The sequence below is a fragment of the Mycobacterium sp. 360MFTsu5.1 genome (assembly GCF_000383495.1).
GTDB classification, from domain to species: Bacteria; Actinomycetota; Actinomycetes; order Mycobacteriales; family Mycobacteriaceae; genus Mycobacterium; species Mycobacterium mucogenicum_B.
Map to the genome: position 1 here is coordinate 13,081 of NZ_KB911475.1, position 20,563 is coordinate 33,643.

Below are 20,563 nucleotides of genomic sequence, written 5' to 3' on the forward strand. Positions count from 1 at the left end.
ACACCCGTACCAGTGCTGCCGATAACGCGGAAAACCCCCATTTCTATTCCGAAATGGGGGTTCCGCGGCGCTCCGGCGAGGTGCTTACGGGTCGCGGGGCAGGCCCAGCAACCGCTCGGCGATGATGTTCAGCTGCACCTCGGAAGTGCCGCCGTAGATGGTCGTCGCGCGGCCGGCCAAAAGGTATTCGTCCCACCGGCCGGAGGGCTGCTGAGGGTCACCGACGACAGCGTCGCTGCCGAATGACGCGACCCCGAATTCGGCGTAGCCCTGGCCGGTCTTCATCGACAACAGCTTGGAGATCGCGGCGGCCGGCATCGGATCGCCACCGGCGAGCGTCAGCAGCGTCGAGCGCATGTTGAGCAGCTTGGCTGCATGGCCCTCGGCGATCAGCTTGCCGGCCTCGTGCCGTTGCAGCTCGTCGAATTCGCCGCCGCGACGGAACTCGACGAATTGATCCAGGCTGGCCAGGAACGGCGGCTCGCTGCTGCCGATCGACACCCGCTCGTTGGTCAGGGTGTTGCGGCTGACCTCCCAGCCGCGGTTCACCTCGCCGAGCACCATGTCGTCGGGGACGAACACGTCGTCGATGAAGACGGTGTTGAACATCGCGTTGCCGGTGAGTTCACGCAGCGGCTTGACCTCGACACCCGGACTCTTCATGTCGAGCAGGAAGTACGTGATGCCTTGATGTTTCGGTGCATTGGGGTCGGTTCGGGCCAGCAGCGCACCCCACGCGGAGAACTGGGCGCCCGTGGTCCAGATCTTCTGGCCGGTGATGCGCCAGCCGCCGTCGACCTTGACGGCCTTGGTGGTCAGGCTGGCCAGGTCGCTGCCGGCGCCCGGCTCGGAGAACAGCTGGCACCAGATCATGTCGCCGCGGAACGTCGGCGGCAGGAAGTCCTGCTGCTGCTTGTTGGTACCGAACGCCACGATCGACGGGATGATCCACGCCGCGATGCCCATCTGCGGGCGCCGCACCTTTCCGGTGCTGAACTCCTGGGCGATGATGATCTGCTCGATCGGTGACGCCGCCCGGCCCCACGGCGTCGGCAGGTGCGGCTGCACCCAGCCGCCCTCGGCGATAGCGGCGTTGCGCTCCGGTCCGCTCGGAAGTGCTTTCAGCGCAGCCACTTCCGCACGAATCTCGGCGCGCAGCTTCTCGGTGTCCGGGTCCAGGTCGATGTCGATGGACCGCATGCCGGAGGTGGTGGCCAGGTCCACGACCTGTCGCGGGTACTCGGCGGCGCGGCCGAACCCGGCGACCAGCGCGATGGCGTGCCGGTAGTACACGTTGGTGTCGTGCTCCCAGGTGAAGCCGATGCCGCCGTGCACCTGGATGCAGTCCTGCGCACAGTGCTGGGCGGCGACGGGCGCCAGCGTGGCGGCCACCGCGGCGGCGAACTGATAGTCGGAGTCGGCGTCTCCCGAGGCATGCTCGTCGAGCGCGCGGGCGGCATCCCAGACCGCACCCGTGGCGCGCTCGGTCTCGGCAATCATGTTGGCGCACTTGTGCTTGATGGCCTGGAACTGTCCGATGGGCCGGCCGAACTGCTCACGGATCTTGGCGTATTCGGCGGCGGTATCGGTGGCCCACCGCGCGACGCCGACGCACTCGGCCGACAGCAGCGTCGTGATCAAGGCCCGTGCGTGCGGGTGCGTCAGACCGGTGAGTACGCGGTCGGCGGCCACCTCGACGGCGTCGGCGCGCACGTGCGCGACGGGATGCAGCGGGTCGACGCTCTGGACCGGGTCGATCTGTAGCGCCGCGGTGTCGAGCACGACCCACCGGTCGTCGACGGGCACCACCAGAAGGGTGGCTTGCGCGGCCGCCGGGACGGCGCGAATCTCACCGCTGACGACGAGCCCGTCGCCCTGGGCGGTGGCGGTCAGGCCTGAGGTCAAGGCGTACGCCGCGATGGTCTCGCCGGACGCCAGGCCGGGCAGCAGGGGCGACTTGGGGTCGTGGGCGGCGATGAGCGCACTGGCGATGGCCGACGGGACGAACGGCCCGGGGACGGCCCCGTAGCCGAACTCGGCAAGGGTGATCGCGAGTTCGAGGATGCCGAAGCCCTGTCCGCCAACGGCTTCCGACAGGTGCAGGCCCTGCAGGCCCTGGTCGGCGGCGGCACTCCAGTACGGCGGTGGGTTGCTGATCGGGGTCTCGAGGGCCTCGTGCAGCACCTCGGACGGCGCGACCCGCGCCACCAGGGATCGGACCGAATCGGCCAGATCGTTGTGCTCGGACGTGATCGCGATGGGCATCGTTGCCTCCTGTGACCGGCTGCGGGCTTGTGGCGCACCCGACCAAATAACTGGTCGGTTGGTTCCGAGAGTAACCCACTTGACGGGTGTTTAGAGGTTCACTCCGTTAACCACGTTGGCCAGCTGCCGTCCGGCGGCGAATCGCTCGCAGTTGTCCACCGCTTCGGCCAGGTAGCGGCGCATGGTGTCGGCGGTGTACCAGGTGGTGTGCGGGCTGACGACGATGTTGTGCAGGGCCAGCAGCGGATTGGCGGGATCGACGGGTTCGGTGGCGAAGACGTCGAGGCCCGCGGCCTGCAACGGCCCGTCGCGCAGGGCGGCGACCAGTGCGGGTTCGTCGACGACGGCGCCGCGTGAGGTGTTGACCAGGACCGCACCCGGTTTCATCCGTCCCAGCGCAGCGGCATCGAGCAGTCCCTCGGTGTGCTCGGTGAGCGGCAGGTGCAGCGAGACGACGTCGCTGACGGCGAGCAGGTCGGGGAGCGTCCGCCAGCCGGGGTGGCCCTGTGCGCCACGGGTATTGGTGTGCACGACGGTCGCGCCCATCGCGGTGACGATGGTCTCGACACGCTTGGCGATGTTGCCGTACCCGATCAGCCCGACGGTGCAGCTGCCGATGTCCCGGACCGTCTCGCCGAGCGTCGGGTCGGTGGGCCAGCCGTCGCCGGCGCGCGTGGCGCGGTCGAGTTCCGGCAGCCGTCGCAGCGCGGCCAGCATCAGCATGACCGCGCCCTCGGCGACCGAAGGGGCGTTGGCGCCGGGCATGTTGGCCACGGCGATGCCGAGGCGGGTCGCTGCGTCGACGTCGATGGTGTTGACGCCCGCGCCCATCTTGTGGACCAGCTTGAGGCGCCGGCCCCGTTCGAGATCCTCGGCGCTGAGGGGCCGCAGGACGTGCCACAGCACGTCGGCGTCGGCCAGCTCCCGGTAGAACGTCGCGTCGTCGTCCGCCGCGCAGAACCGCACATCGACCAGATCGCCCAGCGGGGCAAGGAATTCGGTGACCCTCGGGCCGGGCGTGAAGTGCGCCAGCACCCGGACCGCCGGATTCACCGCCACCGCTTGGCGATCCATTTGGCGATGAGGTCGGCCTGTTCGCTGCGGGCGCCCGGCGTGGTGAAGTAGTGGTCGGAGTCGATGGCGTGCAGCGTCTTGTCCGTCGACGCCAGTGCGTCGAAGATGCGTTGCGCGTCAGAGGGATACACGCCCGAATCCTGCTCGGCATTGATCACCAGCGCGGGGTTGTCGATGAGGGCCAGATGCGGCTCGGCCAGGGTCTGGGCGTGCCGCAGGCTCCACATCGTCAGCCAGCTGCGCAGCGTGCACGCGGCGGCGATGCCGTTGGCCGAACGGTTGGCCTGGACGGGGGTGCCCGCATAGCACTGATTGGCCGGGCGCTTGGTGGGTTCGAGGGTGGGGTCGATCATGCGCAGGTCGGCCCAGGTCCGCATGACGGTGAAGGGGCGGTCCCGGAAGCCGGCGGCGCGAACGCGCGCGTACTCGGTTTCCACCCAGTCGGTGATCGCGTGGTTGCGGGCGACCTGCGCGTCGCGGTATCGCTGGACGAACTCCGGGGAGAAGGGCGGGCCGTTGTGCGCGGCGAAGGGGTCGAGATCGGGATCGGTTGCCAGGGCGTCGGTTTCGTCGGTCACCGAGCCGTCCATCCAATTGGTGAGCACGTCCGGTCGGCCCGGGTGGGCGGCGCTGGAGATGTAGCCGTCCGCCGGCACCAGGTCGTAGACGCCCGCGGCTGGGCGCATGCCGTCCAGCGGCGTGATGTGCGGTGAGAGCGCCTGGGCCTGGTAGGCGGCCATGAGCGAGCCGCCGCCGGAATTGCCCAGCAGAACAACGGTTTCCACGCCGGCGACCTCGCGCAGCCAGCGCACCCCGACGCCGATGTCCACAAGTGCGTGGTCGAGCAGGAAGCTGGATTCGTAGCCGCGGAATCGGGTGTTCCAGCCGAGGAACCCGATACCGCGGGTAGCCATGTAGTCGGCGAGATAGTGCTCGGCGAAATCGATCTGGTAGTGCGCGGCGATCATCGCCACCTTGGGTTTGCGGCCCATTCCTCGGTAGTAGATGCCCTGGCAGGGATGGCCACCGGACCCGGCGCGCAGCGCGGTCGGTGAGTCCATTCCGATGAATTCTCGGGTGACTCCCGCGGCGGACGAACTTCCGGGTTTGTTCATGTACGCGGATTCCCCTCGTGGTAGATGGTCCGGTAGAAGATGTTGGCCAGGGTGGTGACGCAGGCTTCGTCGTCTGCGGTGGTGGCGCCGTCGCCTGACAATTGGGTATAGCAGAACTGGTTCAGCATCGATACCAGAGCCACGGCAACGAGCCGCGGATTGTCATCCGGGCAGAAGCCTTGCTGCTGAGCGTGTTTGACCATCGACACGATGAGCGAGATGGGCAGCTCGCAGATTTCGGCCCAGTACTGCGCGAAATCGTCGTTGATCATCGCCAGTTGGTAGATGGCGATGACCTCGGCAAGCCGATGCCGATAGGTCTCCCAGTGGGCGGCGGCGGCCTGGTGGGAGCGTTCCCAATTGGTCAGCTCGGGGCCGGTGGCCGGCAGGGCCCGCTCGCGGGCCTCGTCGCGGAAGCGCTGTGCCCATTCATGGACCATCGCCTCTTTCGAGTCGTAGTAGTTGTAGAACGACGCGGTGGACCGGCCGGCCTCGGCGGCGATGTCCGAAATGGTGGTCGCCAGAATGCCTTTGCGGGCAATGACGGCGCGGGCGGCGCTGTCGATCGCCGCCTGCGTCTGGCGGCCCCGCACGGTGGGGAGCTGCTCGCGGGGCGCGACGGTCACGGTGGCGTCCTTCCGAAGAGTCATTGATCAAACCTGAACCTGATGTTAGATTCAGATTAGGTGATTGACCAGACCCTGTCGTCAGGAGTGGCACGATGATCAAGCCCGACAACCGCAACGCCGAATTCGAGCTGGGCGGCATCAACCATGTCGCGCTCGTCTGCGCGGACATGGCGCGGACCGTCGACTTCTACTCGGGCGTGCTGGGCATGCCGCTGGTGAAGTCGGTGGACCTGCCGGGCGACATGGGCCAGCACTTCTTCTTCGACGCCGGCAATGGTGACTGCGTGGCGTTCTTCTGGTTCGCGCAGGCACCCGACGGGGAGCCCGGCATCTCGCAGCCCGCGGCCATACCCGGGATCGGGGAGTTCGTGAGTGCCGTCGGTTCGTTGAACCACTTGGCTTTTCATGTGCCCGCGGAGAAGTTCGACGAGTACCGCAAGAGGCTCAAGGAAAAGGGCGTGCGGGTCGGCCCGGTGCTCAACCACGACGAGAGCCCGATGCAGGCGTCGGCGACGGTGCACCCCGGCGTGTACGTGCGGTCGTTCTACTTCCAGGACCCCGACGGCATCACGCTGGAATTCGCCTGCTGGACCAAGGAATTCACCGAGGCCGACGCCGTGACGGAACCGCGGACCGCCGCAGACCGGCGGCCGGCGGTCGCTCCGGCCTGACTCTGATGCCGGGGCCCGCCGTCGGTGATACGCAAGTGCATCCGGACCATCCCTGGCTGGAAGTGCTCTCGAACACTGCATCTTGATCTCAACCACGGTTGAGCTTGCAGGCTGGGTGCATGCCTACGTGGATTTGCGATGGATGTGGAGTCGAGCACGCCGATACCGAAACGCGGCCGCCCGAGAACAGTTGTGTTTTCACCGCTGAGGTCGTTCCCATCGAGGAACGCGGACACCTGCCACCGCATGGCACCTGGACGACTCTGGAACGCCTTGCCGCGCAGCCACATCAGACCGAATACGTCGACCATGGTCGGGGTGTGCACAGCCTGCGCAGGGCACCCCGATTCGCGATCGGCCACCGGTCATATCTGGTGCAGACCGCTGCCGGCAACATGTTGTGGGACGCGCCGAGCTACCTGGACGATTCGATCGTCGGTCTGGTGAATGCGCTCGGTGGGGTCGCGGCGATCGCGGCGAGCCACCCCCACATGTTCGGCGCGCAGTTGTCCTGGAGCAAGGCGTTCGGTGGCGTGCCGGTCTACGTCAATGCTCGTGACCAGGAATGGGTTCCGGCTCCCGATCCGGTCATCGAATACTGGGACGGCGAGATCGAGCCGCTGGCGGGACTTCGGCTGGTGCACGTGGGTGGTCACATGCGGGGTAGCGCCGTGGCGGTGTGCCCGGACGGCACGCTGCTCGTCGGGGACACCATCTCGGGCGCCTTGGCCAAAGACTGGGTGTCGTTCCAGCGCATGTACCCCAAGCACTTGCCGCTGTCGGCGGCAGTGGTTCGACGTATCGTCGACCGCCTTGATGCCTACGAATACGACCGGCTCTACACCCTGGGTGGCGACGAGATCGATCACGACGCCAAGGACGTCGTGCACCGCTCTGCCGACGCTCATATCCGCCATGTCAGCGGTGAATTCGACCACCTGACCTGACCTCACGGCGCAGGTGCGGCTACTTCGTCGCCTCGACGAAGTAGCCGCGCGGCACGTCGGGCACACCCATCGGCACCGCGGGTGCGAACCAGCGGCCCCACTCATTGCCCGGCACCGCCACGTCGGTGACGACGGCCGACCACCCGTGACGCTCCGCCAACTCACCCGGCTGGTCGGTCCCGAACAGCCACGGCGCGCCGTTGCGTGCCATCGACTGTCGTACCGCCGCGAGCAGCTGCGCGTCGAGCAGCGTCTTCCCGACGACGTCGTACAGCAGCACCGAACCGGCCGCCGACAGGGCGTCGACCCGCTCGAAGACCGTGCCGACGGCGGCTTCGTCGAGGTATTGCAGTAGGCCCTCGATCAACCACACCGTGGGCTGCCGGTCGTCAAAACCTTTGGACTGCAAGGCATCTGTCCAGTCGCCGGTGAGGTCGACGCCGACGGCAACCCGGGTGCACAACGGTTCTTCGCCTGCCAGTGCCGCGGCCTTGGCGGCGATGACCTCGGGCTGGTCCAGTTCGTAGACCGTGGTGCCATCGGGCCAGGGCAGCCGGAACGCGCGGGCGTCCATACCCGCGGCGAGAATGACGACCTGGCGGACGGACCGTGTGGCGCGCAGCAGCGCTTCGTCCCAGAACCGGGTGCGTACCACGATCTGCCGCGTCGGCCGGTCCCCGGCTTCGGCGACGGCCTCATCCAGCAGCCGGCGGCCCGTCTCACCGGCCAGGCGTTCGGCGAACGGATCGGTGAAAAGGCGGTCAGGGCGGCGGGATTCGTCGGCGCGGATGGCGGCGACCAGGAGGCCGGTGTTCGCGACGGCCTGTGCTCCTTCGTGCATGCCTCCATGCTGCCGGTCAGCCGAGCCTGGCGCTTGGATATTTTTGCCGCCCTCGCGACTACCCCGTCAGCCCGACGTGACTGGGCAGCGCGCTGCGCCGCTGGGTGTACTGGGTCGGCGTGACCGAGGTGAACCCGCGGAACTCGCGCACGAAGTGGGGTTGATCGAAATACCCGAGAGTGGCCGCGACGTCGGCGCCGTCGCCGCTGCCGGCATCGAGCAGGCGCAGCGCGGCCTGCAGCCGCCGCACGCGCAGGTAGGCCTTCGGGGTGAGCCCGATCTCGTTGCGGAACGTCGCGATCAGGCGCTTGGCGGAGAGTCCTGTCAGCTCGGCCGCCTCGGAAACCCGAAGCGACGGTTGGTGTTCGGCGGTGTGCAGGACCGGCATCAGCGTGTGGGATATCGGCCGCAACCGGGCGAGGAGGAAGTCCTCCACGATCTCGATGCGCCGCGGCCAGCCCGGTGTCGCGATCAGTTGCTCACGCAGCAACGCGGCATCGGCACCCCAGAGGTCGGTCAGGTTGACGCAGGAATTCTCCAAGTCCGCCAACGGAATTCCAAAGAACGGCAGCGCGCCGCCGGGCCGGAAATGAATGGTCAGCACCGCTTCACCTGGATCGATCCGGGTCACGTACGACAGCGTGCCCGGACCGGTGAGGAACGCCGGCTCCACCGGCATTCGGGTGGCGCCGTCGGCGGAGAAGAAGTCGACGCGATCGCGCCCGCCGACGTCGATCACCACGGTCGCCGCGCCGCGGGGAAGGGCCCGGCTGCGGTCGGAGGCGACGCCGCCATGCGCCCAGTAACCGAAGAAGTCGATGTGCTGGTTCAGCGGCGACCGGGGCCGGCGGAGCTGGGGTCCGTTCACCGGCGGACGGCCCGCTTGCCGAGCGTGTTCAGCAGCAGCGCCAGATGGTCGACCAATTCGTCTGGCGTGAAGGTGATTTCGCCTGACAGCCAGGCGCTCAGCGTCTGTGCGACGCCCCCTACCGCGAAATGAGTGCCGGCGCGGCGGCGGTCCCCGGCGGGCAGTTGAAGGGCGTCGCCCGCGTGCTGGCCGAGCAGCATGGCGAAGAAGGCCGTCGACTCGTTGCGTTTGCGTGCCACCACCTCGTTGGACAGCTGGGCGCTGAACAGCAGCCGGCCGACCCGGGGATCGCCGGCGATGGCGTGCACGATGTTGGCCATACCGGCGCGGCTCTGCTCGTCGGGCGGTGCGGCGGCGACCGCCGCCTGCGTCGTGGCGGCGAGGTCGGCGACCACATGATCGAAGACGGCTTCGACGAAAACGTCCTTGTCGGAGAAGCTTTCGTAGAAGTAGCGCATCGCCACGCCGGCTCCGCCGCAGATGGTCCGGACGGTGAGCTCCGGTGCCGGCGGCGCGGCACCCAATATCTCCAGTCCGGCGTCGATCAGCCGGGCCCGTCGTTGGGCCAGGCGTTCTGCCGCGTCGATCCCGCGGTACGGCCGTACCTGAGGCACCCCGCCATCTTGACACCTGCACCGTGCCGCGGGCAATATCAGGAATCAATCGTTCTCACTTTTGCGAGGAGTGACCAATGACGGTCGATCTGGTCGAGATGCCGGTCAACGCATGCGCGCCGGGCCGTCGGGTACGCCGGAATGTCCAGTACGCCGACGGATTGGTCGGTGCGGCACTGCTGGCGGGCCCGGCCAACGTGATCATGCAGCTGGCGCGGCCGGGCGTCGGTTACGGCGTCGTCGAGAGCCGGGTGGAAAGCGGCCGGACCGATCTGCACCCGATCAAGCGAGCTCGCACCACGTTCACGTACCTCGCCGTCGCGATCCTGGGGTCCGACGATCAGAAGGCGGCGTACCGCAGCGCGGTGAACACGGCGCACCGGCAGGTGTATTCGACCCCGGACAGCCCGGTGAAGTACAGCGCGATGGACAAGAACCTGCAGCTGTGGGTGGCGGCGTGCCTGTTCAAGGGCGCGCTCGACGTCTATCGCCTGGTGGTCGGCGAGTTGGACGACGAGACCGCCGAGGAGTTCTACCGGCAGGGCATGACGATGGGCACCACACTGCAGGTGACGCCGGAGATGTGGCCGGCCGACCGGGCCGCCTTCGACAAGTACTGGCAGGAGTCGCTGGACCAGGTGCACATCGACGACACGGTGCGCGAGTACCTGTATCCGATCGCCGCGGTGCGGATGAAGGGGCTGCAACTCCCCGGTCCGCTGCAACGCTGGTTCGAGTCGTTCTCGCTCCTGCTCACCACGGGCTTTCTGCCGCAACGTTTCCGCGACGAGATGCGGTTGCCGTGGGATGCCAAGCGGCAGAAGCGCTTCAACTCGGTGATGAAGCTCGTGAAGGCGGTCAACCGGGTCCTGCCCGGACCGCTGCGGCGCTTCCCGTTCAACTGGATGCTCAGGGATCTGGACTGGCGCATCCGCACCGGGCGTCCGTTGGTCTGAATCTCGTCCCAGTCGCCGTCCATGTTGTCGGCGTACCCTCGCGCGGGTGCGGACCGACAATGACAGCTGGGACATCAATTCGAGTGTTGGATCGACTGCGGTGATGGTTGCCGCGGCGCGAGCATTGGAGGCGGCGAAGCCCAATCCGCTTGTGGTGGACCAATATGCGGAGGTGTTCACCCGCGCGGTCGGCGGCGTCTGGGCCGACGTGCTGGACGGCGAGGCGCCGGAACACCCGTTGGCGACGCCCGAGTTCGGCGAACCGTTCATCAACTTCCAGGGCTCGCGGACCAAGTACTTCGACACCTACTTCCAGCGCGCCGTGGCGGCCGGCGTCCGCCAGATCGTGCTGCTGGCCGCGGGGCTCGACTCCCGCGCGTACCGCTTGGACTGGCCCGACGGCACCGTCGTCTACGAGCTCGATCAGCCCCAGGTACTCGAGTTCAAGCGGGAAGTGTTGGCCGGCAACGGGGCCGACCCGAAGGCGGAACGTCGCGAGATCGCCGTCGACCTGCGCGACGACTGGCGGACAGCGCTCACCGATGCCGGCTTCGACCCCGCGCGCCCTTCGGCGTGGATCGCCGAAGGCCTCCTGATCTATCTGCCCGCGACAGCGCAGGACGATCTGTTCACCGGAATCGACGAGTTGTCGGCACCCGGCAGCTGGGTGGCGATCGAAGAGGGCAAGCCGATGCCCGCCGAGGTGTTCGCGGCCAAGCGTGCCGCGGGGGACGACATGGCGGAGGGCTTCTTCAAACTGATCTACAACGAGCAGATCGCTCCCGCCGCGGACTGGTTCGGCGCGCGGGGCTGGCGAGCCGAGGCCACGGGACTCGCTGATTACTTCCGGTCGGTAGGCCGTCCGGTGCCGACGAATCCCGAAGCGGCGACCATGATCGCCTCGAACAGCCTGGTCACCGCCGTCAAGGAGTGAGCGTCGTCACCTCCTGACGCGGTGGGGTGCGTCTCGACAACTTAAGTTATGCAATGCTAACTTCGCAGGGGTTAGCTTAGGCATACTTAAGGAGATATGCGGGGACTCTAATATCCCGCGAACATCGACATGGGCACTGACACATTTGCGGTATTCGCCGCGGCGCACTTCCAGCAAGGCGCGTCCGCGCGGCGGCACAGTGCCCGTCCTTCGGCCCGTCGGGAACCAACCCGTTCCGGATGCCGACTCCTTCTTAGGACGGCCGCCAGATGAGTGGTGGATCGTCCTCTGGCGTGTCGACGACGGAAAGGACCCACGTGCGACCGAGCACCGCGGGCAGTAACACAGTGCTCGCCGAAGTTGATGCGGCGCAGCGGGTATCACGGGTCGACCGTGACGTGTTGACCCGGTTCGCCACCGGCTGTCTTGCGCTCGGCCTGACTGTCGACGGTCGCCGTCGCCCGGCTGACCTCGACGCCGCCCTGGGCGGGTTCCTGAGCTTGACGCGCATCGCCGGCGAGCACTGCGACGCCTGGACCGGCTTGGCCGCCGCGGGCGCGGCAACCCCCGACGTGGTCGAGGCCATCTGGCGGACCGTTTCGTCGGCGGGCGTGTTGCAGCAGGCCCTCGACCTCGCCGACGGCGATCTGGGCTTCACCTACGACAGCGGTCTGTACCTGCAGTTCCGCGCCGCCGACCGCGACGGTTTCCAGCTGGCCTATGCCGCCACTCTCGCCGGTGCCGGCGCCTACGAAGAGGCTGACCACCTGGTGGGCGAGCTACTCGAGCGCAAGCCGGGCTGGCTGCCGGCCCGCTGGGTGCGGGTGGCCATGCACCACCGCACCCACCGCTGGTCCGACGTCGTCCGGCAGCTGACCCCGATCGTCAACGACCCCAACCTGGACGCGAACTACGCGCATGCCGCGCGCGTGGCGCTGGGAATCGCCCTGGCACACCTGGGCATGTTCGCTCCGGCGCTGTCGCACCTCGAGGATCCCGAGGGGCCGGTTTCCGTCGCCGCCGTGGACGGCACGTTCGTCAAGGCACTGTCGCTGCGGGCGCAGGGCGAGGACGACGAGGCCACCGACGTGCTGGCCGAGTTGTACGCCGCGCACCCCGACAATGCCGCGGCCGAACATGCGTTGACCGACACCAGCTTTGGCATCGATCCGACGACCGCCGCCAGGATCGAGGCCCGGCACAACCCGTGGGATCCCGAGACCGAGCCGACCGAGGCCGACTTCGTCGACCCGGATGCCAAGTCGCGCAAGGCTCATCTGCTCGTCGAAGCCGAGGCCGAGCTGGCCGAGTTCATCGGTCTGGAAGAGGTCAAGTATCAGGTGGCCCGGCTGAAAAGCTCTGTGGCCATGTCGATTCGGCGTCAGGAGCGCGGCCTGGCCGTGGCTCAGCGCACCAATCACCTGGTGTTCGCCGGGCCTCCCGGAACCGGTAAGACGACCATCGCCCGCGTGGTCGCCAAGATCTACTGCGGCCTGGGCTTGCTGCGCAAAGAGACGGTGCGCGAAGTGCACCGCGCCGACCTGATCGGTCAGCACATCGGTGAAACCGAGGCCAAGACCAACGCCATCATCGACAGCGCGCTCGACGGCGTGCTGTTCCTCGACGAGGCGTACGCGCTGGTGTCCACCGGCGCCAAGAACGACTTCGGTCTGGTCGCCATCGACACCCTGCTGGCCCGCATGGAGAACGACCGCAGCCGTCTGGTCGTGATCATCGCCGGCTACCGCAAGGACCTGGACATGTTCCTGGACACCAACGAAGGTCTGCGCTCGCGCTTCACCCGCAGCATCGACTTCCCGTCCTACTCGGCGACCGAACTCACCGAGATCGCCATGCGGATGGCCGAAAAGCGCGACAGCGTCTTCGAACCCGCGGCGCAGACGGAGATGGAGCAGCTGTTCGGCCACCTCGCGACGGCGACGACGCCCGACGCGGCAGGTGTCGCGCGCCGCAGCCTGGACATCGCGGGTAACGGCCGCTTCGTCCGAAACCTGGTGGAGCGCTCTGAAGAAGAACGTGAATACCGGCTGGATCACCTTGCCGCACACGACTTCACCGACGACGAACTCATGACGATCACCGCTAGTGACGTCAGCAACTCGGCCGCGCCGTTGCTGCGCGGCCTCGGACTGGCGGTACCTGCACAGTGAGTAGCGAAGAGCGTAAGACATTCAGTTCCCGTACCCCGGTGAACGACAACCCGGATCAGATTCACTACCGCCGCGGATTCGTCACGCGGCACCAGGTGTCCGGTTGGCGATTCCTCATGCGGCGCATCGCATCTGGTGTCGCCATGCATGACACCCGGATGCTGGTCGACCCGTTGCGGACCCAGAGCCGCTCCGTTCTGGTCGGCGGGCTGGTGCTCGTCACCGGCCTGGCGGGCTGCTTCGTCTTCTCCCTGATCCGGCCCGCCGGCGTCGCGGGTAACAACGTGATCCTGGCGGACCGCGAGACCTCGGCGCTGTACGCTCGGGTGGGCGACCAACTGCACCCCGTGCTGAACCTGACGTCGGCCCGGCTCATCGCCGGGCGGCCCGACAACCCGACCCTGGTCCCGAGCGCCGAACTGGACAAGTTCCCGCGCGGAAGTCTCATCGGCATCCCGGGTGCCCCGGAACGCATGGTGCCCAACACTTCTCGTGACGCCGACTGGACCGTGTGCGACGCGGCCACCGGCGAGGTCGTCGGGGCCACCTTGATCACCGGCCCGCTCGCCGAAGGCGGATCCCGCGCGGCCGCGCTGGGTGCCAACGATGCCGTGCTGGTGCGCAACGACGGTGTCGGCTCCGCCGGCGTCAACGGCGGCAGCTGGCTGCTGTGGAACGGCAAGCGCAGCGCGGTCGACCTCAACAACCGCGCCGTGACGGCAGCACTCGGCCTGGGCGCCAACGGAACTGCGCTGCCCGCGCCCCGTGCGGTCGCCGACGGCCTGTTCAACGCGATCCCGGAATCGGCTCCGCTGGCCGCGCCGGTGATCGTCAACGCGGGCCAGCCGACGCCCTACCCGTTGCCGGTCCCGGCACCCGTCGGCGCCGTGGTCACCGCGGTCACCACCGAGGCCGCCACCGACAACGCGGTGCGCTACTACGCGGTTCTCGATGATGGCCTGCAACCGATTTCACAGGTCGTGGCCGCGATTCTGCGCAACACCGACTCGTACGGTCTGGAGCAGCCGCCGCGCCTGTCCGCCGACCAGGTCGCTCGCACCCCGGTCTCCACCGCGATCAACACCGCGGCGTACCCGGAGCGCCCGCTGACCGTCGTCGACGCCGCCAAGGCGCCGCTGACCTGCGCCCGCTGGACCAAACACGATGGCGCGACGACCAATTCGCTCACCCTGCTGGCGGGCGCGACGCTGCCGCTGCCCGCCGACGCGCACACCGTGGCCCTGTCGGGACCGGCAGGCACCGCGCAGCGCGTCGCGGTCACCCCGGGCACCGGTTACTTCGTCCAGGCCACCGGCCAGGGTGGAACCCCGGCGCTGTCCGGCTACTGGATCAGCGACACCGGCGTCCGCTACGGCATCTCCACCGAGGGCGATGCCACCAATGCCAACCGGAAAACCCCTGCCGCGCTGGGACTCACCGCAGCACCGCTGCCGGTGCCGTGGTCGATCCTCAGCCAGTTCGCGCCCGGCCCGACGTTGTCGCGGAGTGACGCGTTGCAGGTCCCGGCGCTCGTGCCCAACCGGACGAGCCCGGCAGTCGAAATCGCCGTGAGGGAGAACCCGTGAGCCGTCTGATCTTCGAAGCGCGGCGCCGGCTGCCCGTCCCGGCAACCCGCGCGAGCGTCATCACCATCGAGCCGCCGCCGGAGCTGCCGCGGCTGGTGCCGCCGTCGTTGCTGCGCCGGGTGCTGCCCTACCTGATCGTCATCCTGATCGTCGGCATGATCGTCGCCCTGGTGGCCACCGGCATGCGCGTCATCTCGCCGCAGACGCTGTTCTTCCCGTTCGTGCTCCTGTTGGCCGCCACCGCGTTCTACCGCGGCTCGGACAACAAGACCCGGACCGAGGAGGTCGACGCCGAGCGCGCCGACTACCTGCGCTACCTGTCGGTGGTTCGGGACAACGTGCGCGCCCAGGCTGCCGAGCAGCGTGCCGCGCGCGAGTGGTCCCACCCCGCGCCCGACCAGCTGGCCGCCATCGCGGGTACCCGCCGCCAGTGGGAGCGCGACCCGCACGACGCCGACTACCTGGTGGTGCGTGCCGGCTTGCACGACGCCCGCCTGGAGACGGTGCTGCAGGTCAAGGACACCGCGGCCGAGATCGATCTGGAGCCGGTGTCGCACAGCGCATTACGCGGACTGCTCGACGTGCAGCGGACGGTGCCCGCGGTGCCCGGCGGCATCGACCTGGCCAAGGTCTCGCGCATCACCGTGCTCGGCGATGCCGATGAGGTGCGGGGCGCGCTGCGGGCCTGGATCGCGCAAGCGGTGACGTGGCACGACCCGGCCCTGCTCGGGGTCGGCCTGGCCGCGGCGGACGCCGAGGCGCTGGAATCGGAGTCGTGGTCGTGGCTGAAGTGGCTGCCGCACAGCGATATTCCGGGTCAGATCGACGGTGTCGGCCCGGCGCGCTACCTCGCCGCCGGCGTCGCCGAGCTCGCCACCCTGCTGGCCGGTGAACTCAGTGACCGGCAGCCGTTCGGCGCCGCGGACACCACACCGCTGCGGCACCTGCTGATCGTCGTGGACGACCCGGACGCCGACCTCGGTGAGCTGCTGCTGCGGGCCGGCCTGGCCGGTGTCACGGTGCTGCAGCGCGGCACGGAACAGCCGGAGTACCCGGACCCCGACCGCCCGGTGCTGCGCGTGGCCAACGGCCGTATCGAGCGGTGGGCGGCGGCCGGCTGGCAGCCGTATTTCGATGTCGCCGATGACTTCTCGCCGCAAGCCGCGGCACACCTGGCCCGCGGTCTCGCGCGCTGGGACTCCAACCCGAACCGGGCCCGGAGCACCGGTGCCGGACTGGCCACCTTCGGCACCCTGCTGGGCATTCCGGATGCAGCCGCGCTGGACGTCGCCGGTCTGTGGGCGCCGCGCTCGCGGGCCGAAGAGCTCCGGGTGCCCATCGGTGTCACCGCCACCGGTGAGCCGCTGATGTTCGACCTGAAGGACGAGGCCGAAGGCGGCATGGGCCCGCACGGCCTGATGATAGGTATGACGGGCTCAGGCAAGTCGCAGACCCTGATGTCGATCCTGTTGTCGCTGTTGACGACTCACTCGGCCGAGCGTCTCATCGTCATCTACGCCGACTTCAAGGGCGAGGCCGGCGCCGACATCTTCCGGGACTTCCCGCAGGTCGTCGCCGTCATCTCGAACATGGCAGAGAAGCGCTCGCTGGCTGACCGGTTCGCGGACACCCTCCGCGGTGAGGTGGCCCGGCGTGAGCAGCTGCTGATGGAGGCCGGCCGCCGCGTGCAGGGCAGCGCCTTCAACTCGGTGCTGGAGTACGAACAATCGCGGGAAAAGGCAGCCGCGGCCGGCGTTGAATTGCCGCCGATCCCGACGCTGCTGGTGGTCGCCGACGAGTTCTCCCTGATGCTCGCCGACCATCCCGAATACGCCGAGCTGTTCGATTACGTTGCCCGCAAGGGCCGTTCGTTCCGCATCCACATCCTGTTCGCGTCGCAGACGCTGGACGTGGGCCGGATCAAGGACATCGACAAGAACACCTCCTACCGCATCGGTCTGAAGGTCGCGAGCCCGTCGATCAGCCGGCAGATCATCGGCGTCGAGGACGCGTACCACATCGAGGCCGGTCCGGAACACAAGGGCGAGGGCTTCCTGGTCCCCACCCCGGGCGCCGTGCCGGTCAAGTTCCGCAGCACCTACGTGGACGGCATCTATGACCCGCCACGCGCCGAGAAAGCGGTTGTGGTGCACGCGGTTCCGCAGCCGCAACTGTTCCCGGCAGGTCATGTCACGCCGGCTCCCGACACGGTGATCGTCACCGATGAGGCACCCGATCTGCGGCCGCCCCGCAAGCTGGTCACCACCATCGGCGAGCAGTTGGCGCAGTACGGCCCGCAGGCGCCGCGCCTGTGGCTGGCCCCGCTCGACGAGCCGATCGCGCTGCCGGAGCTGTTGGCCGGCACCGAGATTCCCGCCGGCCACGGCCGGTGGCCGCTGGGCGAGATCGACCGGCCGTTCCAGATGCGCCGCGACCCGCTGGTCTTCGACGCCACGTCGGCGGCCGCCAACCTGGTCATCCACGGTGGGCCGAAGTCCGGTAAATCGACTGCGCTGCAGACGTTCATCCTGTCGGCGGCCGCGACCCACTCGCCGCGCACGGTGACGTTCTACTGCCTCGACTACGGCGGCGGCGGACTGCGCTCGCTCAAGCCGCTGGCCCATGTCGGCAGCGTCGCGTCACCGCTGGAACCCGAGCGCATCCGTCGCACCTTCGGTGAGCTGGAGCAGCTGCTGGCGTCCCGTCAGGCCCGCGCCGCCGCCGGTGACGGCGACCTGCGCGACGACGGTTACGGCGACGTGTTCCTGGTGATCGACAACCTGTACGCGTTCAGCCGGGACAACACCGACACCTTCAACAGCCGGAACCCGTTGCTGTCCAAGGTGACCGAATTGGTCAACAGCGGTATGGCCTACGGCATCCACGTGGTGATCACGACGCCGAACTGGCTCGAGGTGCCGCTGGCGATGCGCGACGGCCTGGGTCTGCGGCTCGAGCTCAAGCTGGCCGACTCGCGCGACAGCAATGTGCGCTTCGCCGGCAACCCGGGAGTGGCGGCCCTGTCCCGTCCCGCCGACGGTGTCCCCGCCGACCAGCCGGGCCGCGGCCTGACCATGGCGGCCGAGCACTTCCTGTTCGCCGAACCGGATCTCGGTGCGATCGCCGCCATCAACTCCCGGTACCCGGGGCAGACGGCGCCGCCCGTGCGCCTGCTGCCGACGGACCTGGCCCCGGAAACCCTTGCGCCGCTGTATCACAACCCCGAGACTGTCGTCATCGGTCAGCGCGAGCAAGACCTGGCCCCGGTCACGGTGGACTTCGCGGCCAACCCGCTGCTGATGGTGCTGGGCGACGCCAAGTCCGGCAAGACGACGCTGCTGCGGCACCTGATCCGCACGGTCCGGGACAACTCGACGCCGGAATCGGTCGCGTTCACCGTGATCGACCGCAGGCTGCACCTGGTGGACGAACCGTTGTTCCCGGACAACGAGTACACGCCGAACGTCGACCGCGTCACCCCGGCGATGCTGGGACTGGCCGCACTGCTCGAAAAGCGCAGGCCCCCAGCGGGTCTGACGGCCGCCGAGCTGAGCGGATGGACGTACCGGAACGGGCAGGGCAACCACCTGCACTACCTGATCATCGACGACGTCGACCAGATCCCGGATGCCCCCGCGGTCAGCGGTCCGTTCGTCGGCCAGCGGCCCTGGACGGCACTGCTGGGGCTGCTGTCCCAGGCGTCCGAGCTGGGTCTGCGGGTGATCGTCACCGCCCGGGCCGCCGGCTCGGCCCACGCGGTGATGACGGCTCCGTTGCTGCGCAGGCTCAACGAGCTGCAGGCCACGACCGTCATGCTGTCCGGCAACCCGCAGGACAGCGGCCGCATCCGCGGCCACCGGTTCAACCGGCTACCGGCCGGTCGGGCCATGGTGCTCGGCGACAGCGACGAGGCCACGTACGTCCAGTTGATCAATCCGCTGGTGGCCGACCCGATCACGGGGCGGCCGACCGGAACACAACGAGGGGAGTTCCACTGATGACCTTGCGCGTCGTTCCCGAAGGACTGACCGCAGCCGGTGCCGCCGTCGAGGCGCTCACCGCTCGGCTTGCCGCGGCCCACGCCGCGGCCGCTCCCGCGGTCACCGCGGTGATCCCGCCCGCCGCGGATCCGGTGTCGTTGCAGACGGCGATCAGCCTCAGCGCCCACGGCGCCGAGCACGAGGCCGTCGCGACACAGGGCGTCACCGAGCTCGGTCGCGCCGGTGGCGGTGTCACCGAAGCCGGAATCAGCTACGCGACGGGCGACGCCGAAGCCGCCGCCACGTACGTCACGGTCCTGGGCTGACATGACCGCCCCCATCTGGATGGCGCTGCCGCCGGAGGTCCATTCGACACTGCTGTCCAGTGGACCCGGTCCGGGCTCCCTGCTGGCCGCGGCGGCTGCGTGGCAGTCGCTGAGTACCGAATATGCCTCGGCCGCAGCTGAACTCACCGCGTTGTTGGGTGAGGTCCAGGCGGGGGCCTGGGAGGGTCCGAGCGCCGAGCAGTACATCGCATCCCACGCGCCGTATCTGACGTGGCTGGCCCAGGCCAGCGCCAACAGCGCGGCCAACGCGGTCCAGCACGAGACCGCCGCCGCGGCCTACACCACCGCTCTGGCCGCGATGCCGACGCTGCCCGAACTGGCCCTCAACCACGTCGTGAACGCGGCCCTGATCGCGACGAACTTCTTCGGTATCAACACGATTCCGATCGCGCTGAACGAAGCCGACTACGCCCGCATGTGGCTGCAGGCCGCGACTGTGATGGGTACGTACCAGGCGGTGTCGGGTGCGGCGGTGGCAGCGACTCCGACGACAACGCCGGCACCGATGATGCTGGCGGCCGGCGTCGGCGAGGCGGGCACCGCATCGGCGAGCGCGACGCAGGCGGGCGCTCAGCTGCAGGCGGCGGATGCCGGTTCGTCGCTCGACACGTCGAACGCGATCACCGACTATCTGTACAACTACATCAAGACGCTGCCGGGCGGCGATCTGATCTGGAAGTTCCTGCAGGACCCGCTGGGCCAGATTCAGCAGATGATCTTCGACTTCCTGACCAACCCGTCGGAGGCGCTGACCACTTGGGGGCCACTGCTTTTCGCGCTCGGCTATCAGGCGTTCTTCCAGCCCGTCGGATGGGGCACCTGGGGCGCGATGCTATCGGCACCGTTGTGGGGGCCGGCACTGATCGCGGTCGGTCTGTCCAGCCTCGGGCTACTGGCGCTGCTGCAGCCCGACTATGTGCCGGATCCCGAAGTCGCCGATGCCTTCCCGCCGCCGCCGCAGTTGCAGGCCGCCGACCACCAGATGCCGGTCGTCAGCGTCGCCCCGACGGTGCCGGCCACCCCGGCCTCCCCGGCGAGCGCGCCTGCGCCCGCGCCGACTTCGGTCGCGGCCCCCGCACCGGCCGCACCGGCGCCGCTGATGGCGTACGCGGTGGCTGTCGACGACCCGGGCCCGGGATTCACCCCGACCCTGCGGGATGGCGCCACCGCGCCGGCACCGGCATCCGGCATCGCAGCTGCCGCCGCGGCAGCGGCCGCCGCAGCCGCCACCGAACGTCGCCGGGCCCGCCGCCGTCGCGCGGCGAAAGAGCGGGGTGTCCGCGACGAGTACATGGACATGAACTCGGAGGTCGACCCGGACTTCGGTGATGACCCAGACCGGAGACAGGAAGTGCTGGCCTCGGCCCGCGGCGCCGGACCGATCGGCTTCAGCGGCACCGTGACCCGCCACGACCAGCAGGCGACGGGCCTGAACCGCCTGACCGGCAACGGTTTCGGTGGTGGCGTGACCGAACCCATGCTGCCCGGCAGCTGGGACACGGAAGGCGGTGCCAACCGCTGAGCCTGCGGACCAGAAGACTTGACCACCAACAGAATCCGGACGA

16 protein-coding genes are annotated in these 20,563 nt (G+C 68.7%); 9 read left to right on the plus strand and 7 right to left on the minus strand.

All coding sequences use genetic code 11. The features are described 5' to 3' along the window. Positions 1-84 precede the first annotated feature (84 nt). The 4 genes from H289_RS0126495 to H289_RS0126510 form a co-directional block, all read right to left on the minus strand. Entirely contained in the window at positions 85-2,265 is a 2,181-nt protein-coding gene (locus H289_RS0126495) for an acyl-CoA dehydrogenase family protein (RefSeq protein WP_020103880.1), read from the minus strand. Positions 2,266-2,355: 90 nt separating this feature from the next. Continuing rightward, positions 2,356-3,339 carry a 2-hydroxyacid dehydrogenase gene (locus H289_RS0126500; RefSeq protein ID WP_020103881.1) on the minus strand — a complete coding sequence of 328 codons (984 nt, stop codon included), beginning with the start codon at positions 3,337-3,339 and terminating at the stop codon, positions 2,356-2,358. Further along, entirely contained in the window at positions 3,315-4,454 is a 1,140-nt protein-coding gene (locus H289_RS0126505) for an alpha/beta hydrolase (protein ID WP_020103882.1), read from the minus strand. The genes H289_RS0126500 and H289_RS0126505 overlap by 25 nt, the downstream gene beginning before the upstream one ends. Continuing rightward, positions 4,451-5,080: a TetR/AcrR family transcriptional regulator gene (locus H289_RS0126510; RefSeq protein WP_029105786.1), complete on the minus strand. Its 630-nt coding sequence runs from the start codon at positions 5,078-5,080 to the stop codon at positions 4,451-4,453. Before H289_RS0126510 ends, H289_RS0126505 begins: the two co-directional genes overlap by 4 nt. Before the next feature lie 95 nt (positions 5,081-5,175). Between H289_RS0126510 and H289_RS0126515 the strand changes: the two genes are divergently transcribed. Further along, entirely contained in the window at positions 5,176-5,754 is a 579-nt protein-coding gene (locus tag H289_RS0126515; RefSeq protein ID WP_020103884.1) for a VOC family protein, read from the plus strand. Between the two features lie 119 nt (positions 5,755-5,873). After that, the gene (locus H289_RS0126520; RefSeq protein ID WP_029105787.1) at positions 5,874-6,701 is read left to right on the plus strand and encodes an MBL fold metallo-hydrolase; all 828 of its coding nucleotides are present in this window, start codon (positions 5,874-5,876) and stop codon (positions 6,699-6,701) included. Between the two features lie 19 nt (positions 6,702-6,720). On the opposite strand, the gene H289_RS0126525 is transcribed toward H289_RS0126520, so the two are convergent. From H289_RS0126525 to H289_RS0126535, 3 genes are read right to left on the minus strand one after another with little or no spacing between them, the layout of a single operon-like run. Continuing rightward, positions 6,721-7,542 (minus strand): SAM-dependent methyltransferase, encoded by an 822-nt coding sequence (locus H289_RS0126525; RefSeq protein ID WP_020103886.1) that lies wholly within the window; start codon positions 7,540-7,542, stop codon positions 6,721-6,723. 58 nt (positions 7,543-7,600) lie between these two features. Then, a complete protein-coding gene (locus H289_RS0126530; protein WP_020103887.1) occupies positions 7,601-8,410 on the minus strand; it encodes a helix-turn-helix domain-containing protein in 810 nt (269 codons plus the stop codon). After that, positions 8,407-9,024: a TetR/AcrR family transcriptional regulator gene (locus H289_RS0126535; protein ID WP_020103888.1), complete on the minus strand. Its 618-nt coding sequence runs from the start codon at positions 9,022-9,024 to the stop codon at positions 8,407-8,409. The genes H289_RS0126530 and H289_RS0126535 overlap by 4 nt, the downstream gene beginning before the upstream one ends. A gap of 77 nt (positions 9,025-9,101) precedes the next feature. Here H289_RS0126535 and H289_RS0126540 point away from each other — a divergent pair, with 77 nt between their 5' ends. From H289_RS0126540 to H289_RS0126570, 7 genes are all read left to right on the plus strand, one after another. Beyond that, positions 9,102-9,980 carry an oxygenase MpaB family protein gene (locus H289_RS0126540; RefSeq protein WP_020103889.1) on the plus strand — a complete coding sequence of 293 codons (879 nt, stop codon included), beginning with the start codon at positions 9,102-9,104 and terminating at the stop codon, positions 9,978-9,980. Positions 9,981-10,026: 46 nt separating this feature from the next. Beyond that, complete coding sequence (locus H289_RS0126545; protein WP_020103890.1) at positions 10,027-10,914, plus strand: class I SAM-dependent methyltransferase; 888 nt, start codon at positions 10,027-10,029, stop codon at positions 10,912-10,914. Between the two features lie 269 nt (positions 10,915-11,183). Then, a complete protein-coding gene (gene eccA, locus H289_RS0126550) occupies positions 11,184-13,085 on the plus strand; it encodes a type VII secretion AAA-ATPase EccA (protein WP_196810093.1) in 1,902 nt (633 codons plus the stop codon). Beyond that, positions 13,082-14,671, plus strand: coding sequence for a type VII secretion protein EccB (gene eccB, locus H289_RS0126555; protein ID WP_029105790.1), 1,590 nt, complete (start codon positions 13,082-13,084; stop codon positions 14,669-14,671). Before eccA ends, eccB begins: the two co-directional genes overlap by 4 nt. Beyond that, complete coding sequence (locus H289_RS0126560) at positions 14,668-18,669, plus strand: type VII secretion protein EccC (protein WP_020103893.1); 4,002 nt, start codon at positions 14,668-14,670, stop codon at positions 18,667-18,669. The genes eccB and H289_RS0126560 overlap by 4 nt, the downstream gene beginning before the upstream one ends. Continuing rightward, on the plus strand, positions 18,669-18,977 hold the full coding sequence (locus tag H289_RS0126565) for a PE family protein (protein WP_020103894.1): 309 nt from the start codon (positions 18,669-18,671) through the stop codon (positions 18,975-18,977). The genes H289_RS0126560 and H289_RS0126565 overlap by 1 nt, the downstream gene beginning before the upstream one ends. Before the next feature lies 1 nt (position 18,978). Then, a complete protein-coding gene (locus H289_RS0126570; protein ID WP_020103895.1) occupies positions 18,979-20,520 on the plus strand; it encodes a PPE family protein in 1,542 nt (513 codons plus the stop codon). The last annotated feature ends 43 nt before the right edge of the window (positions 20,521-20,563 follow it).